Here is a 13,622-nt window from a genome sequence, read left to right on the forward strand (position 1 = left end):
GCCGGGTGCTGCCGCAGCGAAACCGCGGAATGCCTCGCGGAACTGCTCACCCGTGGGGTCGGTGGGCGGGTCCTGCATCGGCAAATCCGCGGGCGGGAATGAGTTGGCCACGGCAGCACAGTAGGGGAATGGACATAAGAGCCCACAACGGAACTATCACCATCGTGTATCGCACTTTGACACGCGAGGTCAGCCCGCAAGATCGATCCGCGTCCCGGTTGCGGTCTGCGCTACGCTTGACACGCGTGCCGCCGCCCTGTTGTGCGGGCAGCCGTCTCGGAGCGTGAGAGCGCGGAGACCGCGGCTGCCTCGGACCGTGACGCAGGGACCTGCCCCCGGCGAGCGCCTTCATCTGAGTGATTCCAGCCGCCTGGCGAGGAGTGGAAGTGGACGAGCCGGTGTACGACCCGCAGGCGCTGCAGGCCAAGTGGCTGCCGCGGTGGGAGGAGTTGAACCCCTTCGCGGCGGTCGAGGACCTCGCGGACACCAGGCCGCGCAAGTACATGCTCGACATGTTCCCCTACCCCTCCGGCGACCTCCACATGGGGCACGGCGAGGTCTTCGCGATCGGCGACGTCGTCGCGCGTTACTGGTTCCAGAAGGGCTACAACGTCCTGCACCCGATCGGGTGGGACTCCTTCGGCCTGCCCGCGGAGAACGCGGCCATCAAGCGCAACGCCCACCCCGCCGAGTGGACGTACACCAACATCGACACCCAGGCGAACTCGTTCAAGCGCTACGCCATCTCCTTCGACTGGTCGCGGCGCCTGCACACCAGCGACCCGGAGTACTTCCACTGGAACCAGTGGCTGTTCACCCGCTTCTACGAGCGGGGCCTGGCCTACCGTAAGGGCGGCCTGGTCAACTGGTGCCCGCAGGACCAGACCGTGCTCGCCAACGAGCAGGTCGTGGCGGGCAAGTGCGAGCGCTGCGGCGCCGACGTCATCCGCCGCGAGCTGACGCAGTGGTACTTCAAGATCACCGAGTACGCCGACCGGCTGCTCGACGACATGGCGCAGATCGAGGGCGGCTGGCCCGACCGCATCCTCACCATGCAGCGCAACTGGATCGGCCGCTCCACCGGAGCCGACGTCCAGTTCCGCATCGAGGGCCGCGACGAGCCGGTCACCGTCTACACCACCCGCCCCGACACGTTGTACGGTGCGACGTTCTTCGTCGTGGCCGCCGACGCCCCGCTGGCCGAGGAGATCGTCGCCCCCGAGCAGGCGGAGGCGCTGGCCGCCTACCGCGCCGAGGTCGCCAAGCTCTCCGACATCGAGCGGCTGTCCACGGAGAAGGAGAAGACCGGCGTCTTCCTGGGCACGTACGCGATCAACCCGGTCAACGGGGAGCGCATCCCGGTGTGGGCGGCCGACTACGTGCTGTCCGACTACGGCCACGGCGCGATCATGGCGGTGCCCGCGCACGACCAGCGCGACCTCGACTTCGCGCGGAAGTTCGGCCTGCCGGTCAAGGTCGTCGTGCACACCGGCCTGGCCGACCCGGGCGAGACCGGCGTCGCCACCCCCGGCGAGGGCACGCTGGTCAACTCCGGCCCCCTGGACGGGCTGACGAAGGCCGAGGGGATCCAGAAGATCATCGAGGTCCTGGAGGAGCGCGGCACCGGCAAGGCCGCGGTGAACTACCGGCTGCGCGACTGGCTGCTGTCGCGGCAGCGGTTCTGGGGCACACCGATCCCGATCATCCACTGCGTGGACTGCGGCGAGGTCCCGGTGCCGGACGACCAGCTCCCGGTCACGCTGCCCGACCTGCGCGGCGCGGCCCTGCAGCCGAAGGGCGTCTCGCCGCTGGCCGCGGCCACCGAGTGGGTCAACGTCGAGTGTCCCAAGTGCGGCGGACCCGCCCAGCGGGACACCGACACGATGGACACGTTCGTCGACTCGTCGTGGTACTTCCTGCGTTACTGCGACCCGCGCTTCGAGGGCGGGCCGTTCGACGTCGAGAAGGTCCGCAAGTGGGGCCCGATCGACCAGTACGTCGGCGGCGTCGAGCACGCCGTGCTCCACCTGCTGTACTCGCGGTTCTTCACCAAGGTCCTGCACGACATGGGCCTGGTCGGCTTCACCGAGCCGTTCCTGCGCCTGCTCAACCAGGGCCAGGTGATCAACCGGGGCAAGGCGATGTCGAAGTCGCTGGGCAACGGTGTCGACCTGGGCGAGCAGATCGACGCGTACGGCGTGGACGCCGTACGGCTGACAATGATCTTCGCCGGGCCGCCGGAGGACGACATCGACTGGGCCGACGTCTCGCCGGCCGCGTCGCAGAAGTTCCTGGCCCGCGCGTTCCGCGTGATGACCGAGGCCGGAGCGGCGTCCGCCCCGGGGATCGGCTTCTCCGATGGCGACGTCGAGCTGCGCAAGGTCACCCACCGGACCATCGACGAGGTGACCAAGCTCGTCGACAGCTACCGGTTCAACGTCGCGGTGGCCCGCATGATGGAGCTGACCACGGCCGCCCGCCGGGCGATCGACGCCGGGCCCGGCGCGGCCGACCCGGCCGTCCGCGAGGCCGCGGAGACTCTGGCGATCATGCTTTCGCTGGTCGCGCCGTACGTCGCGGAGGAGGGCTGGGAGCGGCTCGGGCACGCGCCGTCGGTCGCCAAGGCCGGCTGGCCCGAGGCGGACCCGGCGCTGCTGGTCCAGGAGTCGGTCACGGCCGTGGTGCAGGTGGCGGGCAAGGTCCGCGACCGGCTGGAGGTCTCCCCGGACATCTCCGAGGCGGACCTGCAGGCCCTGGCCCTGGCGTCGGACAAGGTCCGGCCCTATCTGGACGGCGAGCCGCGCAAGGTGATCGTGCGGGCGCCGAAGCTCGTCAACATCGTCCCGTAGCGGGTGACCCCGCTCCGCCGTACCGTGAACGAACCTCTCCGGTACGGCGGAGCCGCCACCACCCGGCATAGGGTGCGGGTGTGGCGAATGGTGCGTACCTGAGATACCCCCACCTGAACGGTGACCTCCTCGCCTTCGTGGCGGATGACGACGTCTGGCTGGCGCCCACGAGCGGCGGCAGGGCGTCGCGGTTCACGGCCGACCGAGTGCCGGTCTCCCACCCCCGGTTCTCCTCCGACGGCACGCGCATCGCGTGGACGAGCACCCGCGAGGGCGATCCCGAGGTGTTCGCCGCCGATCTGGACGGGGCCGAAGGCGAGCGGCTCACGCACTGGGGCAACGGCATGACGGGCGTGCGCGGCTGGACCGCGGACGGGAACGTGCTGGCCGTCACCGCCGCGGGCCACGGATCACGGTCCTGGCAGTGGGCCTACGCGGTTCCGCTGGACGGCGGCCCGGCGACGGCTCTGCCGTACGGCAGGGTCAGTGAGGCCGCGGTCAGCGGCGCCAAAGTGGCGGGCGTCTCGGAGGTGTGGCGCGAGCCGTCGCAGTGGAAGCGATACCGGGGCGGCACCGCGGCCAAGATCTGGGTGGACGCCACGGGCGACGGCGAGTTCACCCGCCTGTTCGCCGGCAACCCCGCGCAGCACTGGTCGGTCATGTGGGTGGGGGAGCGCCTGGCCTTCCTCGCCGACACCGACGGCGACGGCAACCTCTACTCCTGCCTGCCCGACGGCTCGGACCTGCGGCAGCACACCACGCACCGCGGCTTCTACGCGCGGCATGCCGCATCGGACGGCTCCCGCGTCGTCTACAGCCTCGGCGGCGACCTGTGGCTGCTGGAGAGCCTGGACGCCGAGCCGTACAAGCTGGACATCGCCCTGAGCGGGCCGCGCCCGGCCAGGGCCAAGCACCCGGCGCCGAACGACGTCGGCGGCTTCGCGCCGGACCGCATCGGACGGGCCAGCGTGGTCGAGATCCGCGGCACCGCCCACTGGCTGCCCCACCGCGACGGCCCCGCCGGCGCGCTGCGCACCGAGCCCGGTGTCCGGGTACGGCTGCCGCGGCCTCTTGACGACGCCGGCCGGGCCGTCTGGGTGTCGGACGCATCCGGCGAGGACGGGTTGGAGATCGGCACGCCCGGCGGTGAGATCCGCACGCTGGCCGCCGGCCGGCTCGGCCGGGTGCTCGACCTGGCCGCCGCGCCGGACGGCGAACACGCCGCGATCGCCACCCACGACGGGCGGTTGCTGGTGGTCGATCTCGACTCCGGGAACGTCCGCGAGGTGGACCGCACCACCCACGGCGACGTGCGGCACCTGACGTTCTCGCCGGACTCGGCCTGGCTCGCGTGGGCGCATGCCTATCAGCCCTGGCGCTGCCACCTCAAGCTGGCCCGCGTGGACGGGAGCACCGCGATCGAGGTCACCCCGCCACGCTTCAACGACTACAGCCCGTCCTTCACCAAGGACGGCAAGTACCTGGCCTTCCTGTCGGACCGCACGTTCAACCCGGTCTACGACAGTCACGTCTTCGACCTGTCCTTCCCGACCAGTTGCCGGCCCTACCTGGTGCCGCTCAAGGCCACGACGCCCTCGCCGTTCGATCCCTCACTGGCGGGCCGCGGCTTCGGCGGGGAGGACGACACCGGTGAGGATGCCACGGACGACGGCAAGCCCGGCCCTCCGCGTGCGACCGAGGTGGATGCCGACGGGCTGGCGGCGCGGATCGTGCCCGTGCCGGTGCCCGCGGGCACCTACTCCAACCTGCGTGCCGCCAAGGACGGGCTGCTGTGGCTGCGCCATCCGCTCACCGGTGAGATCGGCGACGGCACCGAGCCCGGCGAGCCGGTCCTTGAACGCTATGACCTGGTCAAGCGCAAGGTCAGCGAGCTGGGCAGGGAGTTCGCGGCCTTCGAGGTCAGCGGCGACGGCACGCGCCTGGTGACCAGCGGCGGCAACGGCCTGCAGACCCGCGCGACCGGCGAGGACGACGAGGTCGTCACCATCGACCTGGACCGCGTGGCCGTGACCGTGGACCCGGTCGCCGAGTGGCGGCAGGCCTACAACGAGGCCGGGCGGCTCATGCGCGACCACTTCTGGCGGGCGGACATGAACGGCGTGGACTGGCCGGCCACGCTCGACCGCTACGCACTCCTCGTGGAGCGGATCGGCGCCTACTCCGAGCTGATCGACCTGCTCTGGGAGGTCCAGGGCGAGCTGGCCACCTCCCACGCGTACGCGCGACCGAGCGGTGTCGGCCGCGATCCCCGGCGCCGCCAGGGCCTGCTCGGCGCCGACCTCGCCCGGGACGGTAACGGGGTGTGGCGGATCGGCCGTATCCTGCCCGGGGAGTCCTCCGACCACGAGGCCCGCTCGCCGCTGCTCGCGCCCGGCGTCGCCGTCCGGGAGGGCGACGCGATCGTCGCCGTGAGCGGGCGCGCGGTCGATCCGGTCCGCGGGCCGCTGGCACTGCTGTCAGGTACGGCGGGGCGGCCGGTGGAGCTGACCGTCCAGCCCGGTTCCGGCGGCGAGACCCGCCGGGTCGTCGTCACGCCCGTCGCGGACGAGACGCGGCTGCGTTACCACGACTGGGTGGTGGGACGGCGGGCGTTCGTGCGGGAGGCGTCGGGCGGGCGGCTCGGCTACCTGCACGTGCCCGACATGATGTCCACCGGGTGGGCGCAGTTCCACCGGGATCTGCGCGCCGAGATGGGCTTCGACGGGCTCATCGTGGACATCCGCGACAACGGCGGCGGGCATGTCTCCGAGCTGGTGCTGGAGAAGCTGCAGCGGCGGGTGACCGGGTGGTCGCTGGCCCGGGGGTACGAGCCGGCGCGATACCCGGAGGACTCGCCTCGCGGGCCGATCGTGGCGGTCACCGACGAGTTCGCCGGGTCGGACGGGGACATCGTCAGTGCCGGGATCAAGAACCGTGGCATCGGACCGCTCGTGGGCACGAGGACCTGGGGTGGCGTGATCGGCATCGACTCGCGCTACTCACTCGTGGACGGGACCGTCGTCACGCAGCCGCGGTACTCGTTCTGGCTGGAAGGCGAGGGGTGGGGCGTCGAGAACCACGGCGTCGACCCGGACGTCGAGGTCGTCGTGACGCCGCAGGACCTGGTCGCCGGGCGGGATCCGCAGCTGGCACGGGCGGTGGAGCTGGCCCTGGCGGCGCTGCAGGAGAGGCATCCGGCCACCCCGCCGGAGTTGCCGCCGCTGCGGTGATCCCGGCGCCGAAGCTCGTCGGCATCGTGCCGTGACGGGACGTTGACGATCGGCTGGCCTTCCGGACAAAATTACGCCCGAGCCACAAACTAGTCATATCGATGTAGGCGTGCGGTCAGGGCATGCCGCGACCACCACCGCTCCGGCGGTGGTCTGGGGTGCGCGCCTGAACGTATGGCTCGCCGTCGGCGTGCGCCCCGCGTGGGAGGCACGTCTTGTACAGACGAATTCTCGGCGGGCTGGCGACGGCCGCCGCGATGGCGGCGACCGTTCTCGTCGTCACCGGGTCGCCGGCGAACGCCGCCGGCACGGGCACCGGCTACCTGCACACCAGCGGGAACAAGATCGTCGACAGCACCGGTGCCACGGTCCGGCTGACCGGCATCAACTGGTTCGGCATGGAGACCGACAACAAGACCTTCCACGGGTTGTGGGCGAACAACCCGTGGAAGAGCCAGCTCGACCTCATGGCGAGCCTGGGCTACAACACCATCCGGGTGCCGTTCTCCGACGACGCGCTGAAGCCGGGCGCGCAGGCGACGAGCGTCAACACCTACTCCAACCCCGATCTGATCGGCCTGTCCCCGCTGCAGATCCTCGACAAGGTCGTGGACTACGCGGGCCAGAAGGGCATGCGGATCATCCTCGACCGGCACCGGCCGACCAGCGCGGGCCAGACGGCGCTGTGGTACACCTCGGGCGTCCCCGAGTCCACCTGGATCAGCGACTGGAAGTCGCTGGCCCAGCACTACGCCGGCAACACCACCGTCATCGGGGCCGACCTGCACAACGAGCCGCACGCCGACGGCACCAACCCGAACGCGACCGGCTCCTGCTGGGGCTGCGGCGACGAGTCGCGCGACTGGCGCCTGGCGGCCGAGCGCGCGGGCAACGCCATCCTGTCCGTGCAGCCCAACTGGCTGATCTTCGTGGAGGGCGTGAGCTGCCCGAGCGGTGGCCTGTCCAACGTCTGGGACAACGACACCAGCAACGACGAGGACTGCGGCTGGTGGGGCGGCAACCTCACCAAGGCGGGCCAGTACCCGGTGCGGCTGAACGTGGCCAACCGGCTCGTCTACTCGCCCCACGAGTACGCCACGTCGGTCTACCACCAGGCGTGGTTCGACGACCCGTCGTACCCGGCGAACATGCCGGCCATCTGGGACAAGTACTTCGGCTACCTGTACAAGCAGAACATCGCGCCGATCATGGTGGGTGAGTTCGGCACCACGCTCGCCAGCAACATCGACAAGATCTGGCTCCAGGAGCTCATGAAGTACATGGGCAGCGGGGTGAACGGCATGTCGTTCACCTACTGGTCGTGGAACCCCAACTCGGGTGACACGGGCGGCATCCTGAAGGACGACTGGGCGACGGTCGACCAGGCCAAGCAGAGCATCATCTCGCCCTACCTGATCCCGCCGACCGGTGGCGGCAACCCGACGCCACCGGTGTCGCCCTCGGCCTCGCCGAGCGTGTCGCCGTCGGCTTCTCCGTCGGCCTCGCCGTCGGCGTCTCCTTCGGCGTCTCCGTCCGCGTCTCCGTCCGCGTCTCCCTCGTCGCCGGGCGGGAAGACCTGCACGGCCACGTACAAGGTCGTCAACCAGTACTCCGGCGGCTTCCAGGGTGAGGTCACGGTCAAGGCGGATTCCTCGGCCATCTCGGCCTGGACCGTGAAGTGGGCCTTCCCGAACGGCCAGAGCATCAGCCAGCTCTGGAACGGCACGCTCAGCGCGAGCGGGTCGAACGTCACGGTGACGAACCTGTCCTACAACGGCGCGCTGGGTGCCGGGGCCTCGACCACCTTCGGCTTCAACGGCAGCTGGTCGGGCACCAACGGCGTTCCTTCGCCGGTGAGCTGCACCGCCTCCTGACGGCGGACCGAACACGGCACAACACAAGCCCGGCGCTCTCATGAGCGCCGGGCTTGTGTTGTGCGGCGTCCGGAACCGGCGAGCCGCTGCTGCTACAGCTTGCGCAGGACGGCCGTGACCTTGCCGAGCACGGTGGCCTCGTCACCGGGGATCGGCTCGTAGTTGGGGTTGTGCGGCACCAGCCACACGTGCCCGTCCTTGCGCTTGAACGTCTTCACGGTGGCCTCGCCGTCGATCATGGCGGCCACGATGTCGCCGTTGTCGGCGACCGGCTGCTGCCGCACCACGACCCAGTCGCCGTCGGCGATGGCGGCCTCGATCATCGAGTCGCCGGAGACCTGGAGCAGGAACAGCGTGCCCTCGCCCACGAGCTGCTTGGGCAGCGCGAACACGTCCTCGATGCTCTGCTCGGCGAGGATGGGACCACCGGCCGCGATGCGGCCGACCAGCGGCACGTAGGCCGCGGTGGGCCGGTTGAATCCGGCCTCCTCCTCGGAGGTGGCGTCCGGGTCCACCCACAGCACCGGCTCGCCCGGCAGCCGGACCTCCAGGGCCCGGGGCCGATGCGGATCACGCCGGAGGTAGCCCTTACGCTGGAGCGCCGTGAGCTGGTGCGACACGCTGGAGGTGCTGGTCAGCTGGACCGCTTCCCCGATCTCCCGCATGGAGGGCGGATAGCCGCGCTGCTGGACCGAGTCGCGGATCACCTCGAGGATCTTCCGCTGCCTGGGGGTGAGGCCAAGCGAGTCGCGCCTGCGAACCGCGAGGTCGCTGACGCCATCCGCCTGCTCACTTCGGTCACTCACGATGCCACCTCTCAATCCGTGTTCCTCATGTCGCACAGAGCGACCGTACCGCGATTCAAGATCACCGTCAAACAATTGTTCGATATCCAGCGAAATCGCCGATCTCGCCGTCCGTCTCATCGTACGGGAGTTCGATCGATCCCGTGTTCGATTTACCCGATCTTCTCTGGCCGCAGTACGCCCAGGTCAGAAGCCGTACGGAAATCGGCAGGGAAAGGCGCGTAAAGGGCGTATTCCACGACGGGCGGGGCAGTTGATGCGGCCGTGACTGGAGGCGCGACACGCGCGCCGAGCAGGCACTTCCTCACCCAGGGCCGGTTCGACTTGCGTTCAAGGTCGGGCACTCCTACGGTTGGACCACAACATCTAGTAGTCACAGCGGTGTAAGTTCACCACACCTTGTGTTCCGGATGTGCGTTCAGGGAGGCGATGAAGTGCACTGTCCGTTCTGTCGCCACCCGGACACCCGGGTCGTGGACAGCCGTGCGGCCGAGGACGGGGCGGCGATCCGCCGCCGGCGCACCTGCCCCGAGTGCGGGCGCAGGTTCACCACGCAGGAGACCGTACTGCTGATGGTGAGCAAGCGCAGCGGCGTCACCGAGCCGTTCTCCCGGGAGAAGGTCATCGCCGGAGTGCGGCGGGCCTGCCAGGGACGCCCGGTCGGCGAGGACTCCCTCGCCCAGCTCGGGCAGCGCGTCGAGGAGAGCATCCGGGGCACCGGCGCGGCCGAGATCGCCTCCCACGAGGTGGGCCTGGCCATCCTGGGCCCGCTCCGCGACCTCGACGAGGTGGCCTACCTGCGCTTCGCGTCGGTCTACCGCAGCTTCGAGACGCTGGCGGACTTCGAGGCGGAGATCGAGCGGCTCCGCGCGGCCCACAGCACGGTGGGCGAGGAGTAGGCGCCTTCCGGGGGACCGGGACGAGGCGGGCGGCGGCGCGCGACGGCGCGGCGCGACGATGTGGTTATAACGAGCGTGGTCGGAGAAGGGGCTCCATCGGGCCCTGGGAGGGGGAAGTCATGACGGAGACCGTGAGCGGCACCGTGTCGGGTGTGGGGGGCCGGCCGGGCAAGCGCCCGCGCAAGGGCCTGAAGATGAAGCGCGTCTTCACCACCCCGGGTGTCCACCCGTACGACGAGGTCCGCTGGGAGCGGCGCGACGTCGTGATGACGAACTGGCGGGACGGCTCGGTCAACTTCGAGCAGCACGGCGTGGAGTTCCCGGACTTCTGGTCGGTCAACGCGGCCAACATCGTCACCACCAAGTACTTCCGCGGGGCGGTGGGCACCCCGCAGCGCGAGTCGAGCCTCAAGCAGCTCGTCGACCGGGTCGTGGGCGTCTACACCAGGACCGGCGTCGAGAACGGCTACTTCGCCTCCGAGGAGGACGCGGAGATCTTCGACCACGAGCTCAAGCACGCGCTGATCCACCAGACCTTCAGCTTCAACTCCCCGGTGTGGTTCAACGTCGGCACCCGCTCGCCCCAGCAGGTGAGCGCCTGCTTCATCCTGGCCGTGGACGACACGATGGAGTCGATCCTCGACTGGTACAAGGAAGAGGGCGTGATCTTCAAGGGCGGCTCGGGCTCGGGGGTCAACCTCTCCCGCATCCGCTCGTCCAAGGAGCTGCTGTCCAGCGGTGGCACGGCCAGCGGCCCGGTCTCCTTCATGCGCGGCGCCGACGCCTCCGCCGGCACCATCAAGTCGGGCGGCGCCACCCGCAGGGCGGCCAAGATGGTCGTTCTCGACGTGGACCACCCCGACATCGAGGAGTTCATCGAGACCAAGGCGCGCGAGGAGGACAAGATCCGCGCGCTGCGCGACGCCGGGTTCGACATGGACCTCGGCGGCAAGGACATCGTGTCCGTCCAGTACCAGAACGCCAACAACTCGGTGAGGGTCTCCGACGAGTTCATGCGGGCCGTCGAGGCCGGCGGGAATTTCGGTCTGCGGGCCCGGCTGACCGGCGAGGTCATCGAGGAGGTCGAGGCGCGGTCGCTGTTCCGCAAGATGGCCCAGGCCGCCTGGGAGTGCGCCGACCCCGGCCTGCAGTACGACGACACGATCAACGACTGGCACACCTGCCCCGAGACCGGGCGGATCACGGCCAGCAACCCCTGCTCGGAGTACGTCCACCTGGACAACTCCTCGTGCAACCTCGCGTCGATCAACCTGCTGAAGTTCCTGCGTGACGACGACTCCTTCGACGTCGCGACCTTCGTGAAGATCACCGAGCTGATCATCACCGCGATGGACATCTCGATCACCTTCGCCGACTTCCCGACGCAGAAGATCGCCGAGACCACCCGGGCGTACCGCCAGCTCGGCATCGGCTACGCCAACCTGGGCGCGCTGCTGATGGCGACCGGCCACGCGTACGACTCCGACGGCGGCCGGGCCATCGCGGCCGGGATCACCTCGCTGATGACCGCCGTGTCCTACCGCCGCTCGGCCGAGCTCGCCGGGATCGTCGGCCCGTACGACGGCTACCAGCGCAACGCCGAGCCGCACAAGCGGGTCATGCGCAAGCACGCCGCGGCCAACGACGACCTGCGCACCCTCGACGACATGGACAAGACCCTGCACACCGAGGCCACCCGGCAGTGGCAGGAGTGCCTCAGGCTCGGCGAGAAGAACGGCTACCGCAACGCCCAGGCGTCGCTGCTCGCCCCGACCGGCACCATCGGCCTGATGATGGACTGCGACACCACCGGCATCGAGCCCGACCTGGCGCTGGTGAAGTTCAAGAAGCTCGTCGGCGGCGGCTCGATGCAGATCGTCAACCAGACGATCCCGCGGGCGCTGCGCCGGCTCGGCTACCTCGAGGAGCAGGTCGAGGCCATCGTCGAGTACATCGCCGAGCACGGCCACGTCGTGGACGCCCCCGGCCTGCGGCCTGAGCACTACGAGGTGTTCGACTGCGCGATGGGCGAGCGGGCCATCGCCCCGATGGGCCACGTCCGGATGATGGCGGCCGTCCAGCCGTTCCTGTCCGGCGCGATCTCCAAGACCGTGAACCTGCCCGAGTCGGCCACGGTGGACGACATCGAGCAGGTCTACCTGGAGGGCTGGAAGCTCGGCCTGAAGGCCCTGGCCGTCTACCGTGACAACTGCAAGGTCGGCCAGCCGCTGTCGGTCGCGAAGAAGACCTCCGAGGAGGTCCCTGCCGAGACTTCCGCCGAGACCGCGGAGAAGGAGCCGATCGTCCAGGTCGTGGAGGTCGCGCGGCCGACCAGGCGGCGGATGCCGAACCAGCGGCCGAGCACGACCACCCGCTTCACCGTGGGCGGTGCCAAGGGCTACATGACCGCCTCGTCCTATCCCGACGACGGCCTGGGCGAGGTCTTCCTCAAGATGTCCAAGCAGGGCAGCACGCTCGCGGGCGTGATGGACGCCTTCTCCGTGGCGATCTCGATCGGCCTCCAGTACGGCGTGCCGCTCGACACGTACGTGCAGAAGTTCGTCAACATGCGCTTCGAGCCGGCGGGCATGACCGACGACCCCGACGTCCGGATGGCGCAGTCCGTGATGGACTACATCTTCCGGCGGCTCGCGCTCGACTACCTGCCGTACGAGGACCGGGCGGCCCTGGGCATCTTCTCCGCCTCCGAGCGGGCCGCGCAGCAGCGCGGCGAGGACCCGGCCGCGCTCCAGGACGTGGACACCGCCGCCCTGGCGCAGTCGGCGCCCATCGAGAGCGGGAAGTCCGCGCCGATCGAGAAGGCGCAGCCCGCGCCCGTCGAGGCCAAGCCCGCCGAGGGGCCGTCCGCCGGGCAGGTCGTGCCGGTGGCGGTGCCGGAGCCGCGCCGGGTCGGCGCCTCGCTGGAGAGCCACCAGGGCCGTACGGCGGACGCGCCGCTGTGCATGACCTGCGGCACCAAGATGCGCCCGGCCGGCAGCTGCTACGTCTGCGAGGGCTGCGGCAGCACCAGCGGCTGCAGCTGAGACAGGCGATCGCGTGTGATCTCTCCATGACGATGCCTCCCACCCGGGGTTCGGGTGGGAGGCATCCGTCAATCTCGACTGCCGTACCTCCGTGCGATCGTTTTCGGGAACCTCAGACCGTGGCGGTCGCGCGGTCCAGGTGGTCGGTGATGACGGCGGTGAACGCGGCGGGGTCCTCGAACGGCAGGCCGTGGCCGCCGGGGACCGTCACGAGCTCGGCGTGTGGGATGAGCCGGGCGAGCTCGCGCTGGTGGTGCGGCGGCACGATCCTGTCGTCGGCACTGGAGACGATCAGCGTCGGCGCGGTCACACGTGGCAGCAGCTCCGTGATGTCGACGGCGACGTCCGCCTGGGCCTGCCTGGCGAACCCGTCCTCCGCGCCGCCGAGCATCGCCGTGAAGGCGGCGGTGGCCTGCTCGAAGTCCTCAGGCGAGCGGGCGCGCAGCGTGGCGTCGCCCATCGCGGTCACCTGGAGCAGCCGGGCGAGCAGTTCCCTGTCGGTGCGCACCAGGCGGATCCACAGGTCCATCTGGAAGGCCATCCACGGGTCGGTCCTGGCCCATCCGGCGTGCGCGGTCAGCGACAGCACCTTCTCCGGCCGGGTGCCGGCCGCCGCCAGCGCCACGACGGCGCCGAGCGAGTGGCCGACCAGGTGGAACCGCTCCAGGCCGGCGTGCCCGGCCGCGCCGAGCACCTGGGCGACCAGATCCTCCACGTGGATCGGGCCGCCTCCGTCGACGGTGGCGCCCGAGCCGGACAGGTCGGGGGCGACCACGGTGAAGCGATCGGCGACGGCCTCGATGAGCGGGGCCCAGTTGGTCTCGCCGGTGGCGCCGGTGCCGTGGACGAGCACGAGGCCGGGCCCGGTTCCGGTGACGAGATAGTTGACGGTGCCGGAGCCGACGGTGACGACAGGCATG

7 protein-coding genes are annotated in these 13,622 nt (G+C 70.2%); 5 read left to right on the plus strand and 2 right to left on the minus strand.

Features of this window, described 5'->3' with window-relative positions:
- Positions 1-386 precede the first annotated feature (386 nt).
- The 3 genes from leuS to FH610_RS44560 all read left to right on the plus strand — a co-directional run bounded on the left by leuS (position 387) and on the right by FH610_RS44560 (position 7,953).
- Positions 387-2,849, plus strand: coding sequence for a leucine--tRNA ligase (gene leuS / locus FH610_RS21525; protein ID WP_139576322.1), 2,463 nt, complete (start codon positions 387-389; stop codon positions 2,847-2,849).
- 80 nt (positions 2,850-2,929) lie between these two features.
- A complete protein-coding gene (locus FH610_RS21530; RefSeq protein ID WP_139576323.1) occupies positions 2,930-6,079 on the plus strand; it encodes a S41 family peptidase in 3,150 nt (1,049 codons plus the stop codon).
- 215 nt (positions 6,080-6,294) lie between these two features.
- On the plus strand, positions 6,295-7,953 hold the full coding sequence (locus FH610_RS44560; protein WP_240809104.1) for a cellulase family glycosylhydrolase: 1,659 nt from the start codon (positions 6,295-6,297) through the stop codon (positions 7,951-7,953).
- 92 nt (positions 7,954-8,045) lie between these two features.
- Here the strand turns inward: FH610_RS44560 and lexA are convergent, their stop codons facing one another.
- The gene (lexA, locus tag FH610_RS21540) at positions 8,046-8,762 is read right to left on the minus strand and encodes a transcriptional repressor LexA (protein WP_167538760.1); all 717 of its coding nucleotides are present in this window, start codon (positions 8,760-8,762) and stop codon (positions 8,046-8,048) included.
- Positions 8,763-9,193: 431 nt separating this feature from the next.
- Between lexA and nrdR the strand changes: the two genes are divergently transcribed.
- Both nrdR and FH610_RS21550 read left to right on the plus strand, forming a co-directional pair.
- Positions 9,194-9,658, plus strand: a complete 465-nt coding sequence (gene nrdR, locus FH610_RS21545) for a transcriptional regulator NrdR (protein ID WP_139576324.1) — start codon at positions 9,194-9,196, stop codon at positions 9,656-9,658.
- A gap of 119 nt (positions 9,659-9,777) precedes the next feature.
- Positions 9,778-12,702, plus strand: a complete 2,925-nt coding sequence (locus FH610_RS21550) for a vitamin B12-dependent ribonucleotide reductase (protein ID WP_139576325.1) — start codon at positions 9,778-9,780, stop codon at positions 12,700-12,702.
- Between the two features lie 112 nt (positions 12,703-12,814).
- Here FH610_RS21550 and FH610_RS21555 read toward each other — a convergent pair whose 3' ends face one another.
- Entirely contained in the window at positions 12,815-13,621 is an 807-nt protein-coding gene (locus FH610_RS21555) for an alpha/beta fold hydrolase (protein ID WP_139576326.1), read from the minus strand.
- Between the last annotated feature and the right edge of the window lies 1 nt (position 13,622).

The organism is Microbispora catharanthi (genome assembly GCF_006334915.2).
GTDB lineage: Bacteria > Actinomycetota > Actinomycetes > Streptosporangiales > Streptosporangiaceae > Microbispora > Microbispora catharanthi.